Here is a 23,473-nt window from a genome sequence, read left to right as displayed (position 1 = left end):
CACCTCAGGCAGCGGACCTGGGTGCGTTGCACTCCCCGCACCTCAGGCATCGAGGGGTGTGCGCTACTCGTCGAGGCTGTCCATGATCTCGGCGAGCGTCTCGTCGGCGAGCGGAAACGGTTGGTAGATGGCGACATCCGTGGCGATGTCGTGCGAGCGTGCGCGGATCGTCGCGGCCACATCGCGGGGGCTGCCGTGGGCGGCGATGAGTTCGAGGAGTTCGTCGTCGACGAGTCCGACCATCTCGGCCCAGCGCCCCTGCTTCGACAGCAGGTTGAGTTCGGTCTGCAGATCGCCGTAGCCGTGCATCTCGAGGACCGGACGGTAGGCGGGCGTCGAGCCGTAGAAGGACAGCAGTCGCCGCGCTGCGCCGACCGAGGTCTCGAACTCCTCCTCGGTGCGACCGGTGGCGACGATGATTTCCGGAACCACCGAGAAGTCCTCGCGACGGCGCCCCGACGCCGACAGTCCGGCGTCGACGCGCGGCAGGATCGATTCGCGAACGAACCGGTCGGTGGTGAACGGCATGACCAGCAGGCCGTCGGCGTGTTCGGCGACTGCACGCGTCAGCCGCGGCCCGAGGGCGCCGACGAAGATCGGCGGGAACCCGTGCGGATTCGGTCCCGGGTTGAACATCGGCGTCATGAGCCGATGTCGGTAGAACTCGCCGTCGAAGTCGAGGCGGGTGCCGTTCTGCCAGCAGTCGAAGATCGCGCGCAGTGCGGAGACGAACTCGACCATCCGGTCGACCGGACGCTCGAACGGCACCCCGAACCGCTTCTCGATCTGCGGGCGGATCTGGGTGCCGAGACCGAGCGTGAACCGGCCGCCGCTGAGCAGCTGGAGATCGTTGGCCTGGTGGGCGACGGTGATCGGATTGCGCGGGAACGCGATCGCGACGTTGGTCATCAGCGCGACGTCGTCGACGCCGGCCGCACCGAACAGCGGACTGAATACATCGTGCGGGCCGTCGAAGGTGAACACCCCGTCGATTCCGACGTCCCGGAGGGTCCGGGTGCGTTCGACCGCCTGCTGCGGGCCGAAGAGTGCGGTGTGGATTCTCACCGGTGGTCGGTGGCCCTCACTCGCCGGTGAACTCCGGTGTGCGCTTCTCGGCGAACGCACGGGGGCCGACCTTGGCGTCCTTCGACTTGAAGACCGAGACGCCGATCTTCGCGTCGAGCTCGAAGGCGTCGAGTTCGTGCAGACCCTCGGTGTCCCGGATGGTCTTGAGGATGCCCTGAACGGCGAGCGGGCCGTTGGCGGCGATCTTCTCGGCCAGCTCGAGCGCCTTGTCGAGGGCCTTGCCGTCCTCGACGACGTGGCCGATGAGGCCGTACTCGAGGGCCTCACGTGCGGTGACGTGGCGGCCGGTCAGCAGGATGTCGCAGGCGACGGTGTAGGGAATCTGACGGACGAGGCGCACCGCGCTGCCGCCCATCGGGTACAGGCCCCAACGGGCCTCGGAGACACCGAACTTCGCGCTCTCACCGGCGATGCGGATGTCGGTGCCCTGCAGGATCTCGGTACCGCCGGCGATGGCCGGTCCCTCGACCGCGGCGATCAGCGGCTTGGTCAGGCGACGGCCCTTCAGCAGCGCCGGCAGGGACGCCGGGTTCCAGGCGCCGGAGTCGACGGTGTCGCCCGGGGCCTGCTTGTTCATGCTCTTGAGGTCGGCGCCGGCGCAGAAGTACCCGCCTGCACCGGTGAGGATCGCGACCCGGATGTCGGGGTCGGAATCGACCTGATCCCAGGCCTCGGTCATGATCCGCATCATCTCGGTGGAGAGCGCGTTACGCGCCTCCGGACGGTTCATCGTGACGATGAGAATGTGTCCGCGCTTCTCGACGAGGCACTCGGGAGCCTTGTCGGTGACGGACTCGGTGGGGGTGGCTGTGGTCATCGCTGTCTCCCGGTCATATTCCGCACTTGCCCAGAACGATAACACGTTCTAATTTTGGAGCCATGGCCTATACGATCGCCGATCTCATCGAGCATGCCGTCGACCTGGTTCCCGAGCGCGTCGCGCTGGAATCCGGCGACCGTAGCCGGACGTATGCGGAGCTCGAGGCGCGATCCAACGCGCTCGCCCACAAGCTCCGCGAGCTGGGTGTGCAGCCCGGCGACCGGGTGGGTCTGTACAGCAGAAACACCATCGAGTCGGTCGAGGCGATGATCGCGATCTTCAAGGCCCGGGCGGTCATGGTGAACGTGAACTACCGCTACGTCGAGGCCGAACTCGAGCACATCTTCACCGACTCCGGGATGAAGGTCCTGATCCACGAGCGCCGCTACTCGTCGCGCGTGTGCAACACGTTACCGAAATCGCCTTCCATCGAGTCTCGCATCGCGATCGAGGACGGGACGTCGGAAGACCTGTGCTGCGAGGGCCACGGCGACGCGATCCGCTACGAGGACGCCATCGCCGAGTCGTCTTCGGAACGCGACTTCGAGGAACGGTCGAACGACGACCTGTACATGCTCTACACCGGCGGCACCACCGGAAAGCCGAAGGGCGTCGTCTGGCGCCAAGAGGACGTGTGGCGCGTCCTCGGCGGCGGAATCGACTGGTACACCAGCGAACCCATCCCCGACGAGTGGCACCTCGCGAAGACCGGCGCCGAAGGCGGGCAGCTGGTCCGGTACCCGATCCCGCCGTTCATCCACGGCGGCTCGCAGTGGGCGATCTTCCAGTCGTTGTTCGCCGGCGGAAAAGCGGTGGTGTACCCGGACTTCAGCGGGGCGTCGGCCTGGGAGATCGTCGAACGTCACAAGGTCAACGTCGTGTTCATCACCGGAGATGCCATGGGGCGCCCCATGGTCGAGGCTCTCGGGCAGGGCAAGGAGTACGACCTGTCGAGTGTCGTGTCGATCGCCTCGTCCGCCTGCCTGTTCTCGCCGAGCGTGAAAGAGCAGTTCCTGGAACGGTTCCCGAACGCGGTGATCGTCGACGCGATCGGCTCGTCGGAAACCGGTTTCGGCGGTCTGGGCATCGTCGCGAAGGGCACGCCGCACACCGGTGGCCCGCGCGTGAACGCCGACAGCGAGACCCACGTCCTCCGCGAGGACGGCACGCCGGTGGAACCGGGCAGCGGCGAGGTCGGGGTGTTGGCACGGTCCGGCCATGTGCCGCTGCGCTATCACAACGACCCGGAGAAGTCGGCGAAGACATTCAAGGTCTTCAACGGCGTGCGTTACTCGCTCCCGGGCGACAACGCCGTGCTCGAGGCCGACGGCAGCATCACGATGCTCGGCCGCGGCTCGGTGTCGATCAACACCGGTGGCGAGAAGGTCTTCCCGGAGGAGGTCGAGGGCGCGCTCAAGGCGCATCCCGACGTCTTCGACACCGTCGTGGTGGGGGTCGCCGACGACCGTTGGGGTCAGCGCGTCGCCGCGGTCATCGCCGCCCGCGACGGAGCCCGCCCCACCCTGGAGAGTCTCAACGACGTCGTCCGCAAGGAGCTGGCCGGTTACAAGTGCCCGCGCAGTGTCTGGTTCGTCGACGAGATCAAGCGTTCGCCCGCAGGAAAACCCGATTACCGCTGGGGGGCGTCGGTCACCGCCGAACGACCCGCCGACGAAGCGCTGTAGCGCCGAAGAGTGACAGGCGCCGTAGAGCGCCGGAAACGAGAAGAAGCAGAATGCGTACAGAACTCGCCGACAAGTTCGGCATCGAGTACCCGATCTTCGGGTTCACCCCCAGCCAGGACGTCGCTGCGGCGATCAGCCGGGCCGGCGGGCTCGGCGTGCTCGGCTGCGTGCGGTTCAACGAGGCCGAGGAACTCGACGAGGTCCTCGAGTGGATGCACGAGAACACCGACGGCAAACCCTTCGGCGTCGACATCGTGATGCCCGCCAAGATCCCCACCGAGGGGTCCAAGGTCGACCTGGACTCCATGATCCCGCCGGAGCATCGCGCGTTCGTCGAGCGCACCCTTGACGATCTCGGCGTCCCGGCGCTGCCCGGTGAGGAACGCGTGAACTCGGGTGTGCTGGGCTGGCTGCATTCGGTGGCCCGCTCTCACGTCGACGTTGCGATGGAGCATCGTCGCAAGTACGGGCAGATCAAGTTGATCGCGAACGCCCTCGGCTCGCCGCCGTCGGACGTCATCCAGACCGCGCACGACAACGGTGTGCTCGTCGCGGCTCTTGCGGGCGCGAAAGACCATGCGCTGCACCACGTCGAGGCCGGCGTCGACATCGTCATCGCGCAGGGTTACGAGGGCGGCGGCCACACCGGCGAGGTCACCTCGATGATCCTGTGGCCCGAACTCGTCGACGCGGTCGGGGACTCCGCCCCGGTGCTCGCCGCCGGCGGCGTCGGCAGCGGCCGCCAGATCGCCGCCGCCATCGCGCTCGGCGCACAGGGTGTGTGGATGGGGACGTACTGGCTGACCGCCGCGGAGTACAAGCTGGGTGTGCCCGAGGGCTCCGACAAGCCGTCGACCGTGCAGCAGGCACTGCTCAAGGCGACATCGCGGGACACGGTGCGTCGTCGTATCTACTCGGGCAAGCCTGCCCGTCTGCTGAAGACCGCCTGGACCGACGCCTGGGACGCCGAGAACGCTCCCGAGCCGTTGCCGATGCCGCTGCAGAACCTGCTCGTCGCGGAGGCGCACGCGCGGATCTCGGCGGCTGACAACCCCGACGTCGTCGCCATGCCCGCCGGCCAGATCGTCGGGCGCTGCAACGCGATCACCCCGGTCGCCGATCTCATCGCGGACCTCGTGAGCGAGTACGAGGAGGCCGTCGGCCGAATGAACAAGACGCTCCACGGCTGACCCGCTCCACAAACCCACCCCTTTTCGCCAGACCCAGCACCCTCAGGGGTGGTGATTCTGCCGAAAAGGGGTGGGTTTCCTTGTGGACCAGCGCGCACGCCTAGTTCAAGAAGAAGACGCCTACTATTGCGAAGCCGGCGAGGAAGACCAGGGCCCCGGTCGCGATGCCGGTGCACACTTGGCGCGTCCGTCCATGGGCGACCGTTCCGACTATGCCGATGACGAGGAGTAGAACGACGAGAACGAGTCCGAGCCCCCGCAGCAGTGCGTAAGCGAGCATCGAAACGGCAAGTGCGGCAATCGCCACGAACGGGGTTGCCGGGCCGAAGAAACGCTTGTCCACTGTGCTGGCTCCCGACATCGTTCCCCTGTCCCACCGATCACAGACCCACCACTGTTCCGTAGACACGCCCCATCGACGTCGGGTGGGTTTACGGAAAAGGGGTGGGTTTGTGCCAGGGGCGGTAGGCGCGACCTTCGCGTCGCCAGGTCGGCGGGGTGGGGTCGGAGGCAAGCAGTCGCTTCACCGTCTTGAATGTGGCCGTCTCCGGAAGCGAGTCGACGATCCGCACGCGGTGCGGCCACTGCTTGGGACCGAGATCGTCCTGCGCGGAGAGGAACTCGGCGAAGTCGTCCGGGTCCAGGCCGGAATCCGCGACGAGCACCGCCTCGATCTCGTCGCCGATCTCGACCGGGATGCCGTGGACGGCGACCTGGCGAATCTCGGGATGGCGGAGCAGGATCCGCTCGATGGGGCCGGTGCCGAGGTTCTCACCGTCGACGCGGAGCCAGTCACCGAGGCGCCCGGCGAAGTGCAGATAGCCGTCGTCGTCGACCCAGGCGAGGTCGCCGGTGTGGTAGACACCGCCGCGCATACGTTCGGCGGTGGCGTCGGGATCGTTGTAATAGCCGGCGAACAAGCCGGGGCCGGAGGTGTTCACGATCTCGCCGATCACCCCGGGCGGCACGGGTTCTCCGGACTCGACGTCGACGACGGCCGTGGGTTCGCGCAGGGGACCCAGCGCGTCGTGCGGGGTGTCCGGTGTACGGGTGATGGCGACACCACCCTCGGTGGAACCAAAACCGTCGACGACCCGGCAACCGAACCGCTCGGCGAAGCGCTGCCGGTCCACCGCCGACGCCTCGTTGCCGTACATGATCCGCAACGAACTCGACGCGTCATCGGGATGCGGGTCGGTGGCGAGGATGTAGTTCAGCGGCTTGCCGACGTAGTTCGCGTAGGTCACGCCGTAGCGGTGGAGATCGGCGACGAAGCCGCGCGCGGAGAAGCTGCGGCGCAACGCGATCGACGCTCCACCTGCGACCGCGACACTCCAGCCGGCGATCATCGCGTTCGAGTGGAACATCGGCATCGACAGGTAGACGACGTCATCGGCGCCGATCTCGAAACGCTCGGCGAGCATCGGTCCGCTGACCGCGAAGGTGCGATGCCTGCAGCGCACTGCCTTCGGGTCGCCGGTGGTTCCCGACGTGAAGATCAGCATCAGCAGATCGTCTGGCGCGGCGTCCAGAACCGGTGCTGCTGAACCGGACGCGACCGCGGCCGACCACTCCGGACCGTCGACGTCGACAACACGGACGTCACCCAGATCGACGTCGGTCAGCAGTTCACGGGTGTCGTTGCCATACAGCACGATCTGACAGTCGGCGCGTGCAACGTCGGCGGCGAGCGCGGCACCGCGTCGGGTCGTGTTCAGGCCGACAAGGACGAAGCCGTGCCGCGCCGCGGCCGCGAACAGTGCGGCGAACTCCGCCGTGTTGGAGAGCAGTACACCGACGTGCGGAGGCCGGTCGGGTGACAACCAGCCGAGCAGGACGCCGGCCCGGACGGCGGCATCGTCCAGATGCCGCGCCCAGGGCGTGAACGACTCCTCGAAGTGCACCCCGCGATCGGTCACGTCGGACAGGTCGGCCAGCAGGCCGGCGACCGTGGACCGCTGGGTCACGGTGCCCGGAACGCTCACGCCGGGGTGGCGGCCAACTCGGTGCCGATGGCGCGCACCGACGCGGTCGCCGAACCGTAGGCGAACTCGTTGTGCTTGGCGCGCAGGAAGTACCGATGGACCGGATGGCTGGTGTCGAGGCCGACGCCGCCGTGGACGTGCACCGTCGTGTGCGCGACCCGATGGCCCGCCTCGGCGGCCCAGAACTTGGCGGTGGCGATCGCGTTGTGGATCTCCCCGGCATTGTCCGAGTTGGCCAGGAGCCAGGCCGCCTGCGTGGTGGTCAGGGCGAGCCCCTGAACATCGATGTACCCGTCGGCCAGACGCTGGGCGACTGCCTGGAACGAGCCGATGGCACGCCCGAACTGCTCACGCTCGCGGGCGTATTCGGCGGTCAGCTCCAGTGCGCGTTCGACGACGCCCGTCTGCTCGGCGCTGCACGCCAGCGTGGCCCGGACGCGCAGCGCGTCAGCCACGTCCGAACCCGCCAGCACGGCGTCGGAATCGACCGGCACGTCGTCGAACTCGACCTGCGCGGTCGGGATCAGTCCGGTCGCCGGGGTGGCGGTGATCCGGATGCCGTCCGCGGTGGTGGGAACCGCCACCACGACGATGCCGTCGGGTCCGGTTGCGTTGACCAGCAACAGATCAGCGGCCTCGGCGTAGGGCACGTTCACCTTGACGCCGGACAGCCGCGAACCGTCGGAAGAGAGCTCGGTGATGGGGGAGTCGGTCGGCGAACCCAGGTCCTCCTCGATGGCCACCGACACGACGAGATCGCCCGCGGCAGCGGAGGCCAGTAACCGCTCGCGGAGACCGGACGAGCCGTGCGCGGCGATCACGGGCAGCGCGGCCACCGCGTGCTGACCGAACGGCACCCGCGCCAGCACGCGACCGAGTTCGGTTGCGACGAGGATGTTCTCGATGACGCTCAGGTCGCCACCGGCATCGCCGACGACCGCCGACGACAGTTCGAGCCCCAGCAACCCGGCGGTGCCGAGTTGCTGCCAGAGGTTCGAGTCGATCGGTGCGCGGCCGGCTTCGAGATCGGCGACGCGTTCGGGTGTGCTGACGGAGGTGGCGATGTCGCGGGCCAGGCCGCGGACGTCGTCGCCGGATTCGGGAAGGGAGAAGTCCATGGTTGCGTCTCCATGTTCAGGGTCTGAGGGGTTTCGATACGCCGTGTGCTCGCGCGTGGCTGCACAACCAGCGAGCGGCGGAAGGGTCAGCGACGCTGGTGCGGCAGGCCGAGAGCGAGCATGGCGATGATGTCGCGCTGGATCTCATTGGTGCCGCCACCGAAGGTGAGGATCAGCGAGGTGCGCTGGAAGCGTTCGAGGCGACCGTTGATGTGCGCGCCGGGGCTGCCGGCACGCAGCGTCGCGGCGGGGCCGACGACCTCCATGAGCAGGCGGTAGGCCTCGGTGGCGAACTCGGTGCCGTACACCTTGGTGGCCGAGGCGTCGGCCGGCGACGGTGCGCCGCCGGAGCTGGCCGCCGAGGCGATCTTCCAGTTGATGAGCTTGAGGAATTCGACCTTCGCGTGCACCCGGGCCAGGTTCTGCTGGACCCACGGGGCGTCGATGACGCGCTGACCGTCGCCGGTCTTGGTCTGCTGCGCCCAGGCGATCGTCTCGCGCAGGGCGGTCTGGATCGGCGCGGCGCTGCACAGGGCGACCCGCTCGTTGTTGAGCTGGTTGGTGACCAGCGGCCAGCCGCCGCCGACCTCGCCGACCACCGACGACGTCGGTACCCGCACATCCTGGTAGTAGGTGGCGCTGGTGTCGACGCCGGACATCGTGTGCACCGGTGTGTAGCTGAAGCCCTCGGCGGTCGTCGGCACGATGAGGACCGAGATGCCCTTGTGCTTCTTGCCGCCTTCCTGCAGCGTCGACGGGTCGGTGCGGCAGGCGAGCCAGATGTAGTCGGCGTACGGGACCAGACTGGTCCACATCTTCTGGCCGTTGATCACATAGTCGTCGCCGTCGAGGACCGCAGTGGTGCGCAGCGCGGCGAGGTCGGTACCGGCGCCCGGCTCGGAGTAGCCGATGGAGAAGTGCAACTTACCTGCGGCGATGCGCGGCAGGAAGAAGGCCTTCTGCTCCTCGGTGCCGTAGTGCATGATCGTCGGCGCCACGGAGTTGATGGTGAGGAACGGGACGGGCGCACCCGCGATGGCGGCCTCGTCGGTGAAGATCAGCTGGTCCATCATCGAACGGTTCTGGCCGCCGAACTCGGTGGGCCAGCCCAGGGCGAGCCAACCGTCGGCGCCCATCTGTTCGACGACGTCGCGGTAGGCGTCGCCTTCGCCGAGTTCGCCGCCGTCACCGCCGGACAGGGCGGCCCGGCGGTCCTCGGTCATCAGGTTCGAGAAGTACGCGCGGAGCTCCCGCCGGAGCTCGGACTGTTGATCGGTATAGGCGATTCGCATCGAAACTCCATGGGTCTGTGGCTAGCGTCCGGACCCCGCTTGTGGTCAAGTTATGGGGGTAAGGCTCGTCTAGTTTCTGAAACACGTTCTAACCTGTTCTGGCAGCCCCGTCAACAGGCGACGAGCCGGTGAGGAGAAGGTTCTGATGCGTATCAAGGCAGATTTCGACCTTTGCGAGTCCAATGCCATCTGTGTGGGGATGGCACCGGACTTCTTCGACCTGGACGATGACGATTACCTGGTCATTCTCCAAGAAGAGATCCCCGCGGACCGTGTCGAGGAACTGCGGCAGGTGGCGGCCAACTGCCCCAAGTCCGCACTCTCGGTCGTGGAGGACTGACTGAGCTGAAGTCCCGTTCGGTTCCATCCGACCGGGAATCATGCTAGAACAGGTTCTAGTTTCAGCTCAGGAGGAATGTCGGGTGGGTAACTCGTTGGACGGTCGCATCGCGGTCGTCACCGGTGCAGGTGCAGGTCTCGGTCGGGCGGAGGCCATCGGCCTCGCCGCGGAAGGTGCCACGGTCGTGGTGAATGACCTTCCGGCAGCGCTCGATTCGAGTGATGTCATCGACACGATCACGTCGGCCGGTGGCCGCGCGATCGCCGTCGGGGGTGACATCAGTGATTCGTCCACCGCGAGTGCCATCATGGCCGCGGCCACCGAACAACTCGGTTCGCTCGACATCGTCGTGAACAACGCGGGCGTGGTCCGCGACAAGATGCTGTTCAACATGACCGACGACGAGTGGGATCTGGTCATCCGCGTTCACCTGCGTGGCCACTTCCTGCTCAACCGCAATGCGGCGTCGCACTGGCGTGCGGCGTCGAAGGCTGCTGGTGGTCCGGTCTACGGCCGGATCATCAACACCTCCTCGGAGGCCGGGCTGCTCGGCCCCGAGGGACAGGCCAACTACGGTGCCGCCAAGGCCGGCATCACCGCGCTCACGCTGTCCGCGTCGCGAGCACTCAAGCGTTACGGCGTCCGCGCCAACGCCATCTGCCCGCGTGCGCGGACCGCGATGACCGCGGACGTCTTCGGAGACGCGCCCACCGACGGCGTCGATCCGCTCGATCCAGCACATGTGGTCCGGCTCGTGAGCTACCTCGCCGGACCCGAGGCCGACGGCGTCACCGGGCAGGTGTTCGTCGTGTACGGCCCCAAGGTCACCCTCATGGCGGCACCCACGATCGACGAGGTGTTCACCGCCGACGGCGATGCCTGGGACTCCGACGACCTGGCCAAGACCCTCACGGGCTTCTTCGCCGATCGCGATCCCGGACGCACTTTCTCGGCAAGCGCTCTGGTCAACTGAGCGTTTCGTCGGGATTCTGCGTGATAGGTTTCGCGATGGTTCGAGGGTGAAGGGGGTCCGCTGGTGCTGAGCAAACTGGCCACGCCCCTTGGGGGGATCGGCGATTTCGTGGCACTCGGCGTCGAATCGGCGCGTGAGTTGTTCCATCGTCCGTTCCAGTGGCGGGAAACAGTAGAACAATCGTGGGCGATCGCCCGTGTCTCGATGGTGCCGACGCTGCTCGTCGCCATCCCGTTCACGGTGCTCGTCAGCTTCACGCTGAACATCCTGCTGCGCGAGATCGGCGCGCAGGATCTGTCCGGTGCCGGCGCGGCCCTGGGCACCATCACCCAGATCGGCCCGATCGTGACGGTGCTGATCGTGGCGGGTGCGGGTGCCACCGCGATCTGCGCCGACCTCGGCGCCCGCACGATCCGTGAAGAGATCGACGCGATGAAGGTGCTGGGCATCAACCCGATCCACCGACTCGTCGTGCCGCGCATCGTGGCGTCGACCTGCGTCGCGCTGCTGCTGAACAGCCTCGTCTGCACCATCGGCATCGGCGGCGGCTTCATCTTCTCCGTCTATCTGCAGGACGTGAACCCGGGTGCCTTCGTGGCCAACCTGACGCTGCTCACCGGCTTCGGTGAGCTGATGATCTCGATGGTCAAGGCCGCCTTGTTCGGCCTCTTCGCCGGCATGGTCGGCTGCTATCAGGGACTCAACGTCAAGGGCGGCGCGAAGGGTGTCGGCGACGCGGTCAACGAGACCGTCGTCTACTCGTTCATGGCGCTGTTCGTCGTCAACGTCGTCGTCACCGCTGTCGGACTCAAAGCGACGGCGGGCTGAGCGATGGTACTTCCTTTCACAACACGCTTCCGGACCGCGCGCGTCGCGGTGAAACGGGCCGGCGAGGACTGGGACCAGATCGGCGACCAGGCACTGTTCTACTGGGACAGCGTCGTGTCGATCCCCCGTGCGATCAAGCACTACAAGAAGGAGACGCTGCGGCTCATCGCCGAGATCTCCATGGGCACCGGCGCGCTCGCCATGATCGGCGGCACCGTCGTGGTCGTCGGATTCCTGACGCTGTTCACCGGCGGCACCATCGCCGTCCAGGGCTACAGTTCGCTGGCCAACATCGGCGTCGAGGCGCTCACCGGCTTCTTCTCGGCCTTCATCAACGTGCGCATCGCGGTGCCGGTCATCTCCGGAATCGCCCTCGCGGCGACCATCGGCGCCGGTGCCACCGCGCAGCTCGGCGCCATGCGGGTGTCGGAGGAGATCGACGCCCTCGAGACGATGGCCATCTCATCGATCCCGTACCTGGTCAGCACCCGCATCATCGCCGGCCTGATCGCGATCATCCCGCTGTACGCGCTGGCCTCGCTCGCCTCGTTCCTCGCGAGCCGCTCGGCGACGGTGTTCCTCTACGGACAGTCGCCGGGCGTGTACGACCACTACTTCGACACCTTCCTGATCCCGTCGGACATCCTCTGGTCCTTCGTTCAGGCGATCTGTATGGCGGTGGCGGTCATGCTCATCCACACCTACTACGGTTACAACGCCTCCGGCGGTCCCGTCGGCGTCGGCGTCGCGGTCGGCAACGCGGTGCGTGCCTCGCTGGTCGTGGTCGTCGTCATCACCCTGCTCACCTCCCTCGCCATCTACGGCGCGGACGGCAAGTTCAACCTGGCGGGCTGAACCATGAGCAGACAACAAGAACGGACACGGACCACCCGTCGCCTGGCGGCAGTCGCCATGGTCGCGATGCTGCTGTTCCTGATCATCGGCGCCAGCGCATCGTTCCTCGGCGCGTTCAAGGGCACCCAGCAGGTCACGCTGGTCGCACCGCGCGCCGGTCTGGTGATGAACCCCGACGCCAAGGTCAAACTGCGCGGGGTCGAGGTCGGACGCGTCGGCAAGATCGAGGAGCGGGGCGGCAATGCCATCCTCACCCTCGACATCGCGAACGGTTCGATGTCGAAGATCCCGGGCAACGTGGTCGCCGACATCAAGTCCAACACCATCTTCGGCGCGAAGGCCGTCAACTTCTTCGTGCCGGGCGAAGCCGAGGGCGAGCTCACCGCGGGTGCGGAGATCCCGGCCGACCGCGTGGTCGTCGAACTCAACACCGTCTTCCAGCAGCTGGTCTCGGTACTCGCCGACCTGCAACCGGAGAAGCTCAACGCCACGCTCGGCGCGGTCGACACCGCGTTGTCGGGACAGGGCGAGGACATCGGTGTGGCCCTCGAGCAGCTGACGACGCTGCTGGGCAAGACCAATCCGCATCTGCCGGCGCTGAATCGGTTGTTCCGTGAGGGCGCCACCGTCACCAACGTCTACGCGGACGCGATGCCCGACCTGATGCGTACCGTCGACAACTTCACCGCCGTGGGCAACACGCTGGTGGACAACACCTCCAACCTCGACGCGCTGTTGATCAACGCGACCGGGATGGCCAACACCATCGACGGTGTCATCGCACCGAGCAAGAAGACACTCATCGGTGCGCTGTCGGACCTCAACCCGATCGCCGCGCTGCTCGGTTACAACTCTCCGGGCATCAAGTGCTTCCTCACCTCGGGCGCCGTCGCCGGCGAGGTGGCCGCACCGTTCATGGGCGGACGCAACGGCATGCTGATGCTCGACGCCGGTCTGCTGCCGGGCAAGGACCCCTACGCCTACCCGTACGACCTGCCCAAGGTCGCGGCCGAGGGACCGCCCACCTGCGCGGGTGGCCTCTCCGACCCGGGAACCACCGAGCATGCGCCGTTCTACGTCAGCGACAACGCACCCCAGCCCTACCAACCCAGGACCAAGCCGAAGGTGAACTCGAAGAAGCTGTTCCAGATCCTGTTCGGGGAGCCGCCCCGTGGATAACCGCGCACGCGCTTTCCGCGCAACCCTCATCAAGCTGGGCGCGTTCACCGTGGTGATGATCCTGGTGTTCGTCGCACTGGTCGTGGTCTTCAGCCGCTACCGGTCAGGGGCGTCGAACGAGTTCTCCGCGGTCTTCACCAGCGCGTCGGCGATGAAGTCGGGCAGCAAGGTCAAGATCGCCGGCGTCGAGGTCGGAGGCGTCGGCGACGTCGAGCTCAACCGCGACAACGAAGCCGTGATCACCTTCTCCGTCGACGAGCAGTACCCGCTCCCGAAATCCGTTCGGGCACTGATCCGTTACGAGAACCTCACCGGCGACCGCTATCTCGAGCTGCAGCAGGGGACCGGGGACACCTCGACCTTCCTCGGCGACGGCGCGCAGATCCCGGTCACCCAGACCGAACCGGCTCTCGACCTCGACAAGCTCGTCGGCGGTTTCAAGCCGCTGTTCCGAACGCTCAACGCCGACGACGTCAACGCGCTCACCAGCTCGCTGATCGCGGTGTTCCAGGGACAGGGCGGGGCACTGAACACCCTGCTGTCCAACACCGCGTCGTTCACCGATGCACTCGCCGACCGGGATCAGCTGATCGGTGATGTCATCGACAACCTGAACACCACACTCGCGACGATCGACGGCGACCGCGCCGGACTCGACACCAGCGTCGACCTGCTGCAGCAGCTGGTGACCGGCCTGGCCGAGCAGAAGGGCACGATCGGCAACGCCCTCACGCAGACGTCCCGGGTCACCAACGGTCTCTCGGATCTGCTCTCGACGACCCGTCCCACGCTGCAGTCGATGGTCACCAACACCGGCCGCGTGTCGGAGGAATTGCTGGCCGCCGAGCCGTTCATCCGCAACCTGATCTCGCGTCTGCCGGAGGACTACAAGACCCTGTCGAACCTCGGTTCCTACGGCGCCTGGCTGCAGATCTACTTCTGCCGCCTGCGAATCCTGCTCCCCGCACCCGGAGGCCAGACGATTCTCTACACCTCGAACAACGTCATGGGTGACACCACCCGCGCAGGCGGAAGGTGTGACGGATCATGAGTCTTCCCTTCGGCGGCATGTTCTCCAGCCGCAGAACCGAATCCGAGCAGGCCGACATCGCGCGCGAGGAGAAGCACGGCGGACGCAGCCGCGCGCAGGTCGGCATCATCGGCATCGTGGTCGTCGCCATGGTCGTCATCACCGCGATGCAGATGGACAAGCTGCCGTACCTGGCACCCATCAGCACCTACAGCGCCTACTTCGACGATGCCGGCGGACTCGCCAAGGGCGACATCGTCGTGGTGTCCGGTGTGCAGGTCGGCACGATCGAGGGGATCGAACTCGCCGGCACCGACCAGGGCACCAAGGTGAAGGTGTCCTTCCGAATGGACGACACGGTCGAGATGGGCGACGAGACACAGGCCGCCATCCGCACCGAGACCGTACTGGGGCGTCGCAACCTGACGGTCATCCCGCACGGCGGCGAACGCATCAAGCCGGGCGGATCGATCACGCTGGGCAACACCATCGCGCCGTACTCTCTGCAGGACGCGCTCGAAGGTGCCACGGACACGATCTCCGGCACCGACACCGACCAGCTCAACACCGCACTCGAGACCCTGACGGTCACCTTCTCCGAGACGCCGGACCAGGTGCAGGGAGCGGTCAACGGTGTCGCGCGCCTGTCGAAGGCCGTCGCGGACCGGGACGAAGAACTGCGGGCGCTGCTGGCCAAGGCCAACCAGGTCAGCAAGATCGTCGGGGACCGCAACGACCAGATCAACCGCCTGCTCATCGACGCCAACGCCCTCGTCGGCGAGATCGAGATGCGCCGGTACGCACTGAAACAGCTGATCAAGGGGATCGGCGACGTCACCACGCAGCTGCGCGGCTTCATCGCCGAGAACAACGAACAGCTGACGCCGGTACTGCAGAAGTTCGACCGGGTCGCCACGATCCTCACCGACAACGAGAAGAACCTGAAGGAGACGATCGATCGTCTCGGCCCGTTCGCCAACACCCTCGGCGAGGCCGTCGCGTCCGGTCCGAACTTCGACTCGCTGGTGGGCCTCAACAGCTTCGGCGACTACACCGCGATCTTCCTCAACGCGCTGCGCGGCCGGTACCCGCAGCTGTGGCAGTCGCTGATGTACTCGGGCTTCCCGCTGATCCCCGACTACTACAAGCCGGGCCCGCCGGACAACACCGACACCCCGCGCGGCCCGCTGCCCACCCCGACCTATCCCAAGCCCTCACCGACCACGAGAGGAGGACGGTGACCATGACCATCGGACGTAAAGTTCTGCTCGGCGTGCTCGCCGTCGTGCTCGCGATCGCCCTCGTGGTGGTCGGGTGGACGGTCTTCCTGAAGTCGACCACCAACACCTTCACCGCGTACTTCGGCTCGGTCGCCAGCCTCTACGAGGGCGACCCGGTGCGGGTGCTCGGTGTGAACGTCGGCAGCGTCTCGAAGATCACCCCGCGCGAGAACGACGTGAAAGTCGAACTGCGCGTGGACAACAGCATCGACATCCCGGAAGACGCGAAGGCGGTCATCGTCGCGCAGAGCCTGGTGTCGGGACGCTTCGTCCAGCTCACCCCGGTCTACTCCGGCGGCGCCGTGATGCCCGACGGTTACGACATCCCGATGGACCGCACCGCCGTCCCGATGGAGTGGGACGACATCAAGGCCCAGCTCACCAAGCTGACCGAGGCCATCGGTCCGGAGGGGCCCGACCAGGGCACCGCGGCCAAGGCGGTCAACGTCTTCGACGAGAACCTCGAGGGCAACGGCGCCGCGATCAACCAGTCGATCAAGGAGGTCTCCGACGTCATCGGCACCCTCGCGGCCGGACGCGGTGATCTGTTCTCGACGATCCAGAGCCTGCAGAAGTTGACCGATGCGCTGTCGGGCAGCCATGAGCAGCTCGTGCAGTTCAACGGCCGACTCGCCTCGGTCAGTTCGGTTCTCGCCGACAACACCACCGAGCTCGACGCGGCGCTGAAGGGTCTGGACTCGGCGATGACCGACGTCCAGGTCTTCATCGACACCAATAAGGATGCGCTCTCGTCGTCGGTCGAGCGGCTCGCGGCGTCCACCAAGATCGTCGCCGACAAGAACGAGCAGGTCGCGGGCGTCCTGCACTCCGCGCCCAATCAGCTCGCGAACTTCTACAACATCTACAACCCGCTGTCCGGGTCGCTGTCGGGTGTGTTCGGTCTCGCCAACGGCACCAACCTGATCACGCTGCTGTGCGGATCGATGGACTCCACCAACCGCCCGGGGACGTCGAAGCAGGACATCGACAAGTGCGTCGAGATCCTCGCGCCGGTGCTGTCATCGATCTCGATGAACTACCCGCCGTTCCTGGCCAACCCGGTGCAGGGCGCCAACGCGCTGCCGAGCCAGTTGGAGTACCAGAATGCCGACGTGAAGGCACGCGCCCAGGCCGGCGTGCGGCGCATCGACAACGAGACCCGGCGCGACAACGCCGGTTCGCCGCTCGGGAACCTGCTGGTGCCGTTCGGGGGAGACCGATGAAGTCGTCACGCCTACGCGGCGGACTGGCCGCAGGCGCGGTGGCGCTCACGACGCTGCTCGCCGGATGTTCGTTCGACGGGCCGAATTCGCTGCCCGTGCCGGGTGCTGCCGGGACCGGTGGTGGCTCGTACGAGATCACCGCGCTCATCCCGTCGGCCGCCGGCCTGGTCAACAACGCGCCGGTCCTCATCGACGATTCGACCGTCGGCAGCATCGGCGACATCGAGGTACAGGACTGGAACGCGCTGGTCACCATCCGCCTGAACAAGGGCGTGATCATTCCGCGCGGATCGCACGTCATGGTCGGCATGACCAGCGTGCTGGGTTCGACGCACCTCGAGATCGTCCAGCCCGCCGAGCCGGAGGGCGGGCGCCTGGAAGCGGGCGACGAGATACCGCTGACCAAGTGCCCCGAGCAGTCCAACATCGTCAGCGACCCGAAGGTGCCCTCGGTACCCGACATCAATGCGGCACAACAGGTTGCGGCCTGCACCTACCCCAGTACCGAGCAGGTGCTCAGCTCACTGTCGGTGGTGCTCAACGGCGGCGGCCTGTCGCAGGTCGGCGACATCGTGCACGAGATGAGCGAGGTCTTCGGCGGCCGTGAGGACCAGATCAAGAAGCTGATCCCGCGGCTGAACACCCTCGTCGCCGATCTGGATGCGCAGAAGGGCAACATCATCCGCGCGACCGAGGGGCTGGATCGTCTGTCCCGCACCATGAACGAGCAGAAGGACACCATCGAACGCGCGCTCGACGCCAGCCCGGAGATCCTGCAGCTGCTGGTCGACCAGCGTCAGCAGCTTCTCGACACCCTCGCATCGGTGTCGAAGCTGTCGAAGACGGCCAACGACATCCTCGACGCCAACTCCGAGGACATCGTCACGATCGTCGAGGGCATCGAACCCGCTCTCGACCAGCTGCAGGCCTCGGGCCCGGCGATGACGCAGTCGTTGAACATCCTGCTGACCTTCCCGTTCTACGAACCGACCGTCCGGAAGATCGTCAAGGGTGACTTCGTGAACTCCGACCTGACCCTCGACCTCACGGTGGACCGTCTGAGCGAGACCATGTTCGCAAGTCTCGGCGTCACCGGCCCCGAGGGTGTCTTCGGCAAGCCGGCCGGAGCGGCCGCCCGCGGACTGAACCCGTTCACGGCTCCGCTGATCCCCGGTGGCGAGAAGCTCCCGGACACCGCGGAACCGGTTCCGGCGAACCTCATCCCGCCGGTGCAGGTGCCCTCGCCCACGGCTCCGCCGACGGTGCCCTCCGATCAGGAAGGCGGCCGCTGATGAAGATCACCAGGTTCGTCCGTATGCAGCTGATGATCTTCGCGATCGTCACCGTGGTCGCGATGGTCGTCATGGCGCTGTTCTACATCCGCATCCCGTCGATGTTCGGCGTCGGCAGCTACCGGGTGCAGCTGAACATGGAGACCAGCGGCGGGCTGTACCAGAACGCCAATGTCAGCTACCGCGGCGTCTACGTCGGCAAGGTCGACTCGGTAAAGCTCACCGACGACGGCGTGCAGGCCACGCTCGTCATCGACAACGGCACCGACATCCCGGCGTCGTCGAAGGCATCGGTGCGCAGCGTCTCCGCGATCGGCGAGCAGTTCGTCGAGTTCACCCCGAACCCGGATCCGCCCGCCGATGCCCCGACCGGCTACCTGCACAACAATTCCGAGGTCACCGTCTCCGAGGTGCCGGTGGAGATCTCGACGATGCTCGACCAGGCCGATGCGCTCCTCAAGGAGATCGGCGACACCAAGCTCCGTTCGCTCGTCGACGAGGCCTTCGTCGCCTTCAACGGCACCGGTGAGTCGCTGCAGCGGTTACTCGATTCGATGACGCTGTTCATCGGCGAGGCCAACAAGAACACCGACACCACGGTCTCGTTGATCGAGCAGGGTGCACCTCTGCTGGCCACACAGTCCCGTACGGCCGACGACATCCGGGCCTGGACACGCAACGTCACCGCGTTCACCGATCAGCTCCGGGCGAACCGGCCCGAGATCGGCGACATCCTCAGCAAGGGACCGTCGACGACGTCGAAGGCGCAGGAACTGTTCGAATCGCTCGGCGGGTCGTACCCGCTGTTGGTGTCGAACCTGGGCACGATCGCCCACACCCAGGTGGTGTACCTACCGAACTGGAAACAGATCCTGGTGTTGTACCCGCGTCTGGTCAACTCGCTGATCACCGCCCTGAACACCGGTACCAACAACTTCGGGCCGAACGTGAACTTCTCCCTGGGCTTCCAGGACCGGCCGGTGTGCAACATCGGCTTCCTGCCCAAGGAGGAATGGCGGTGGGCCTCCGAGCAGTCCGCTCGCGAGCTGCCGCCGGGCATGCTGTGCCGCGTCCCGCAGAACTCGAACATCGCCGTGCGCGGCGCCCGCAACTACCCGTGTGCGGAGTTCCCGGGCCGTCGTGCGCCGACTCCGGCGGAGTGCCGCACGGGCTACAAGCCGAACCCCGGCTCGGTCGACCCCTTCCAGAACGGACTGCCGTACGGCCTCAAATGGGAGCCCGCGTCCTCCGGTACCGTGACACCGGGCACACCGAAGGACTTCGAGGCGGAGCCCGCGGTGTACGCCACGACATACGATCCGGAGTCGGGCAACTTCATCGGACCCGACGGCAAGACGTACAACGCCGGCACGGGGCGTGAAGGGCAGGAACAGAGCAGTACATGGCAGACGATGATCAGCGGGACGGTCAGTCCGTGACCCCTGAGGGCACCGGCACCACCACCCCGGTCAGCAGGAATTCGACTGGCACCACCCCGAACCGCACCGGCTCGACCGACCGTCGGACGACCAAACGTCCGGTCCGGTCAGCACCCATTCGCCGTGGTCGTTCGGGAGGAAAGAAGCCGGTCGAGCAATTGTCGGCAGCGCCGGTGACCGAGAAGGCCGTCGAGACGCCCGCCGAAGAGGCAGCCGCTCGGGATGCCGCGGAGACCCCGACCGACCGGAACGCGGAGACCGCGACCGGCGCGGTGTCACTCACGAAGCCGGACACTGCTGAGGAGATCGCCCCCGATCCATCAGAGGTCGAGAAGACCGTCAGCTACCGCGAGCGCCGCCGCAACAGACTGGCGAACACCCCGGAGAAGAGGGGCAAGGGCAAGGTCCGCTACCGCGGCTCGGGCCGGCGGTCGTCGCGGACCGTGGTCGGCGTCGTCGTCGGGATCGTGCTCATCGCCGTCTGTGCGGTGGCATCGGTGGTGTTCGCCCTCGGCATCGCCCGGCAGGACCAGCAGAACGACCTCCGGGCCGAGTACTCGGCGTTCGCCTCGCAGGTGCTGATCAATCTGACGAGCATGAACCCCGACACCGTCGACCAGACACTGAAATCGGTGCAGGACGACACCTCCGGCAAGGTCAAGCAAGAGGTCCAGAACAACATCCAGCAGGTCGCCTCGCTCGTCCGCGACGGGAAGCTCGAGACGAAATCGATCATCCTCAGCTCTGCGGTCACCAAGTCCGAACCCGACGAGGGATCGGTGATCATGGTGTTCGGCTGGCATCAGCAGTCGCTCGACGGCCAGACCCCTGCCCAGGACAAGGTGTTCCGCTGGCGCGTCGACATGACCCGCATCAACGGTGACCTGAAGATGACCGACTTCGAGTGGGTGGCGTGATGGCCGACAACAAGCCCGGAACAGACAAGGGACGCCTCGGACTGATCGTGCTCGCGGTGCTCGTCGTCGCGGCGCTCGCGGCCACCGCCTTCCTCGGCTACCGGTACACCGAGGGCCGTTCGATCGAGGATGCGCGCGAGTCCTCCCTCGCCGCCGCCCGCGACTACGCGAACACCATGTTCGGGTACGACGCCGAGAATGTCAGCGACCACATCGACCAGTCGATGAGCGTGCTGACCGGCCCGGCCAAGCCCGAGTACACCAAGCTGATCACCGAGAACAACCTCGCCGCGGAGGTCCGCAAGCAGCAGGTCGTGTCCGAGGTGACCATCCAGGACGCCGGCGTGGTCACCAACACCGCCGACACCTCGAAGGTGCTGATCTTCATGAACCAGTCGGTCACCCGCGGTCAGAAGGAACTCGTCAGCATCAACCCGTCACGGCTGACCTTCGACATGGAACGTCAGGGCGACCGCTGGATGATCAACCACATCGAGGTCATCACCGACGACACCTTCCGCTCGAAGCTCGAGGTCGTCGAGTCCCTGCCGCCGGATGCCAAACCGTTGCCCGGCCAGTCACCGGCCCCGTCGCAGGCGCCGTCCGCGCCGCCTGCGGCTCCGGCACCCGGATCGGGCGCACCCGAGGTACCCGTGCCCTGACAGTCACGACCGTCTGCTGGCCGTGCCGCGTCGAAATCCCGTTGCGGGACGCCGGAATCGGGCGTACTTTCGCGGGTACACAGGGAAGGAGGTGGTCTGATAGTGATTTCTCATCGGACATGTGAGGTGACCATCCGTTAGCAGCTGACCGTGTGGCATTCGTGTCGCCGGAGGTGGTTTCCCACCTCGTCAGCGCCGACGAATACCAGGTGGTCACCCGGCCCCCGCATCCCGACCCGGTCCGGTCGGCACGAGGCTCGTATGAGCGATGCGGGGGCCGTTCCATGTCCGGGCATCTCCGGTCCGGACATTGTCGTTCGGGTGGTGGACTACTCGTGAGTTCGGGTTGCGGGCGTTATGAACCGGGCCAGTCCGGCGATGTACCTGTCACGAATACCTGCCACAGGGGACACCCGCCCGAGGAGAGAACGATGGTCGCCACGAACGCAGTCCGCGAGCTGTCGGTCGATCCTGGTCTCGGCGGTTCGGTCGCCGACGACGCCGCTGCTCGCGACGGCCGGTGGGACGATCTGTACTGGGGTCCCGGCGATCCCGACTTCGGAACCTCGACGCCGCCCCGCTTCACCTTCGCCGATCCACACGAGGCCGGACTCTTCCATGCCGACGACGAGCACGTGTCCATCCACAACCGAGGTACCGGCCCCGCGGCCGCGCTGATCTTCTTCGTCGACGGCGGCGTCGAGCTCCGGCGTCTCGGACCCGGCGAGATGATCATCCTGCCCGACGAGGATTCGTTCACCTACCTGCAGGCGCCTCGGCTCGCCGACGGTCGTCCGGTGATCTACGGCGGGGTGTGGGTCCAGCAGGGGCAGGCGAGGCCGGTGACCATCCCGATCCCGACCGAGCGGGAGTTCCTCGCCCAGCGCTACCTGACCCCGTGGAGCACTGACTGGGTCGGAGGACTCGCCGGCTGCCGCCTACGGGACCCGGCGGAGGATCGAATCTCGTATCAATACCGTTCCGGTGGAACGACTTTCACTGTCCGCAATGCCGGCGACACCTGGGTGGCGGTCGTTCACCGGGCCGGGACGGAGTACAGCATCGTCGAATGCGGCCCGCGTGAGCGGGTCGACTTCCCGATCTACCCGCACTCGGCGCAGAGCGACGTGTTCTCGGTGGTGGGTCAACGCCAGGCCGGTTCGCCCGGACGTGGCCCCTACGTCTCGGCGTCGGGAACCGTGCACCCCGGCTGGGCGGGTCGCCCCGGGGCCGCCACGGCGTACGGATCGGTCGTGATCATGCTCGGATCCCTGGTGTACAGCGCGCTACCGAAACGCAACCTGTACCTGGCGTTCTCGGATCGCCGACGCGGCTGTAGCCGGGTGCATCGCTGAGCGGTGCCCGAGCAGACAGCGGGCAGGAATGCGGCGGGGCTCAGCCGACGTGGCGGCGTAGCTTGGCCGACAGTCGGGGGAAGAGGTCGCCGTCGGCGTCGACCCGTTCTTCGACGTACGCGAGGTCGCCGTCGGGAACCAGACCGTAGAGACGCTTGGCGCCGCCGGCGCGACGGCCGGACTGGGACTTGATGACGACGTCGGTCGCCAGTTCCCACGAGGTCTGATTGAGAGGCGTGCCGTAGAAGAGCTCCACCGACCCCTCGGCGTGGGCGAGGAGCAACTCGATGGTGTCGTCCTCACCGATGCGCCAGAAACCGGATTCGCGGAGGTCGGGACGCTCGAAGGCGGCGTCCTCGTCGATGACCCACGAGCGCGACTCCCAGGTGAGGAAGTTCTGTCCGTCGTGCGAGACGACGATCTGCTGCGCGAAGTGGTAATCGGTGTCGGTCTCGGCGTCGTGGCCTTCGCCCTCGCCGCGCCACACACCGACGAGCGGCAGCAGGGCCAGCAGGCCGGGATGGAGATCGGCACCGAGGCGGAGGTTCGCGGTGTCCGCGGGCAGCGGGAGGTCGTCCCACGTGGGGATGTTGCGCTCACGGCTGCCGGACTCGACGGCACGTGCCTCCGCCTGGTTTATCGCCTCGTCGCCAGAGCGATGGGCGCCACTGTCGGCGATGACGCCGTCGCCAGCGGGCACACCGTCGCCGGAGGGGGCGGCGCCGACTGGCTCGTCACCGGCGTCACCGGCTCCCGGGTGGGACGTCACGACTCGTCGGTGACCAGGCGGTAGAGGGTGTAGACACCAAACCAGGTGATCAGCACGGCGGCCAGGATCAGCAGGATTTCGAAGAAGAGGACCACGAGGCAAATTCTAACCCGGCGATGCGCGGGAGGTTCACGGGGTGTCCCTTCGAGACGCTT

The 23,473-nt window shown here is 66.7% G+C and carries 22 protein-coding genes; 15 read left to right on the top strand and 7 right to left on the bottom strand.

Annotation, left to right across the window (positions count from 1 at the left end; genetic code table 11):
* Positions 1-63 precede the first annotated feature (63 nt).
* Together OK17_RS16480 and OK17_RS16475 are read right to left on the bottom strand one after the other, a co-directional pair.
* On the bottom strand, positions 64-1,065 hold the full coding sequence (locus OK17_RS16480; RefSeq protein ID WP_461418090.1) for a TIGR03617 family F420-dependent LLM class oxidoreductase: 1,002 nt from the start codon (positions 1,063-1,065) through the stop codon (positions 64-66).
* A 16-nt stretch (positions 1,066-1,081) separates the two neighbouring features.
* The gene (locus OK17_RS16475; protein ID WP_006866226.1) at positions 1,082-1,903 is read right to left on the bottom strand and encodes a crotonase/enoyl-CoA hydratase family protein; all 822 of its coding nucleotides are present in this window, start codon (positions 1,901-1,903) and stop codon (positions 1,082-1,084) included.
* Positions 1,904-1,965: 62 nt separating this feature from the next.
* On the opposite strand from OK17_RS16475, the gene OK17_RS16470 reads away from it, so the two are divergent.
* Positions 1,966-3,591 (top strand): acyl-CoA synthetase, encoded by a 1,626-nt coding sequence (locus OK17_RS16470; protein ID WP_461418089.1) that lies wholly within the window; start codon positions 1,966-1,968, stop codon positions 3,589-3,591.
* 50 nt (positions 3,592-3,641) lie between these two features.
* Positions 3,642-4,781, top strand: a complete 1,140-nt coding sequence (locus tag OK17_RS16465; protein ID WP_232715883.1) for an NAD(P)H-dependent flavin oxidoreductase — start codon at positions 3,642-3,644, stop codon at positions 4,779-4,781.
* A 100-nt stretch (positions 4,782-4,881) separates the two neighbouring features.
* Here OK17_RS16465 and OK17_RS16460 read toward each other — a convergent pair whose 3' ends face one another.
* The 4 genes from OK17_RS16460 to OK17_RS16445 all read right to left on the bottom strand — a co-directional run bounded on the left by OK17_RS16460 (position 4,882) and on the right by OK17_RS16445 (position 9,176).
* Complete coding sequence (locus OK17_RS16460) at positions 4,882-5,142, bottom strand: hypothetical protein (protein ID WP_461418088.1); 261 nt, start codon at positions 5,140-5,142, stop codon at positions 4,882-4,884.
* A 70-nt stretch (positions 5,143-5,212) separates the two neighbouring features.
* Positions 5,213-6,766, bottom strand: coding sequence for an AMP-binding protein (locus tag OK17_RS16455; protein ID WP_461418087.1), 1,554 nt, complete (start codon positions 6,764-6,766; stop codon positions 5,213-5,215).
* Positions 6,763-7,884, bottom strand: a complete 1,122-nt coding sequence (locus tag OK17_RS16450) for an acyl-CoA dehydrogenase family protein (RefSeq protein WP_461418086.1) — start codon at positions 7,882-7,884, stop codon at positions 6,763-6,765. Before OK17_RS16450 ends, OK17_RS16455 begins: the two co-directional genes overlap by 4 nt.
* A gap of 86 nt (positions 7,885-7,970) precedes the next feature.
* A complete protein-coding gene (locus OK17_RS16445; RefSeq protein WP_461418085.1) occupies positions 7,971-9,176 on the bottom strand; it encodes an acyl-CoA dehydrogenase family protein in 1,206 nt (401 codons plus the stop codon).
* A 145-nt stretch (positions 9,177-9,321) separates the two neighbouring features.
* Between OK17_RS16445 and OK17_RS16440 the strand changes: the two genes are divergently transcribed.
* The 13 genes from OK17_RS16440 (at position 9,322) to OK17_RS16380 (ending at position 22,549) form a co-directional block, all read left to right on the top strand.
* Positions 9,322-9,516 (top strand): ferredoxin, encoded by a 195-nt coding sequence (locus tag OK17_RS16440; RefSeq protein WP_005201561.1) that lies wholly within the window; start codon positions 9,322-9,324, stop codon positions 9,514-9,516.
* An 82-nt stretch (positions 9,517-9,598) separates the two neighbouring features.
* Positions 9,599-10,489, top strand: coding sequence for a 3-oxoacyl-ACP reductase (locus OK17_RS16435; protein ID WP_461418084.1), 891 nt, complete (start codon positions 9,599-9,601; stop codon positions 10,487-10,489).
* A 63-nt stretch (positions 10,490-10,552) separates the two neighbouring features.
* On the top strand, positions 10,553-11,317 hold the full coding sequence (locus OK17_RS16430; protein WP_005201556.1) for an MlaE family ABC transporter permease: 765 nt from the start codon (positions 10,553-10,555) through the stop codon (positions 11,315-11,317).
* A gap of 3 nt (positions 11,318-11,320) precedes the next feature.
* Positions 11,321-12,172, top strand: a complete 852-nt coding sequence (locus OK17_RS16425) for an MlaE family ABC transporter permease (protein WP_004022039.1) — start codon at positions 11,321-11,323, stop codon at positions 12,170-12,172.
* Between the two features lie 57 nt (positions 12,173-12,229).
* A complete protein-coding gene (locus tag OK17_RS16420; protein WP_232715920.1) occupies positions 12,230-13,351 on the top strand; it encodes an MCE family protein in 1,122 nt (373 codons plus the stop codon).
* The gene (locus OK17_RS16415) at positions 13,344-14,402 is read left to right on the top strand and encodes an MCE family protein (protein WP_232715888.1); all 1,059 of its coding nucleotides are present in this window, start codon (positions 13,344-13,346) and stop codon (positions 14,400-14,402) included. The genes OK17_RS16420 and OK17_RS16415 overlap by 8 nt, the downstream gene beginning before the upstream one ends.
* On the top strand, positions 14,399-15,622 hold the full coding sequence (locus OK17_RS16410; protein WP_232715889.1) for an MCE family protein: 1,224 nt from the start codon (positions 14,399-14,401) through the stop codon (positions 15,620-15,622). Before OK17_RS16415 ends, OK17_RS16410 begins: the two co-directional genes overlap by 4 nt.
* A 2-nt stretch (positions 15,623-15,624) precedes the next feature.
* Positions 15,625-16,884, top strand: coding sequence for an MCE family protein (locus OK17_RS16405; RefSeq protein ID WP_232715890.1), 1,260 nt, complete (start codon positions 15,625-15,627; stop codon positions 16,882-16,884).
* Positions 16,881-18,176 (top strand): MCE family protein, encoded by a 1,296-nt coding sequence (locus OK17_RS16400; protein ID WP_232715891.1) that lies wholly within the window; start codon positions 16,881-16,883, stop codon positions 18,174-18,176. The genes OK17_RS16405 and OK17_RS16400 overlap by 4 nt, the downstream gene beginning before the upstream one ends.
* Positions 18,176-19,615, top strand: coding sequence for an MCE family protein (locus OK17_RS16395; RefSeq protein WP_232715892.1), 1,440 nt, complete (start codon positions 18,176-18,178; stop codon positions 19,613-19,615). The genes OK17_RS16400 and OK17_RS16395 overlap by 1 nt, the downstream gene beginning before the upstream one ends.
* A complete protein-coding gene (locus OK17_RS16390) occupies positions 19,612-20,532 on the top strand; it encodes a hypothetical protein (protein ID WP_232715921.1) in 921 nt (306 codons plus the stop codon). The genes OK17_RS16395 and OK17_RS16390 overlap by 4 nt, the downstream gene beginning before the upstream one ends.
* Positions 20,532-21,194, top strand: coding sequence for a hypothetical protein (locus tag OK17_RS16385; RefSeq protein ID WP_232715893.1), 663 nt, complete (start codon positions 20,532-20,534; stop codon positions 21,192-21,194). The genes OK17_RS16390 and OK17_RS16385 overlap by 1 nt, the downstream gene beginning before the upstream one ends.
* A 431-nt stretch (positions 21,195-21,625) precedes the next feature.
* Complete coding sequence (locus OK17_RS16380) at positions 21,626-22,549, top strand: hypothetical protein (protein WP_232715894.1); 924 nt, start codon at positions 21,626-21,628, stop codon at positions 22,547-22,549.
* A 40-nt stretch (positions 22,550-22,589) separates the two neighbouring features.
* Here OK17_RS16380 and OK17_RS16375 read toward each other — a convergent pair whose 3' ends face one another.
* Positions 22,590-23,318, bottom strand: a complete 729-nt coding sequence (locus OK17_RS16375) for a heme-binding beta-barrel domain-containing protein (RefSeq protein ID WP_461418083.1) — start codon at positions 23,316-23,318, stop codon at positions 22,590-22,592.
* Positions 23,319-23,473 lie beyond the last annotated feature (155 nt).

It is taken from the genome of Gordonia sp. GN26, from assembly GCF_054823965.1.
This window is presented reverse-complemented; position numbering and strand designations above follow the sequence as displayed.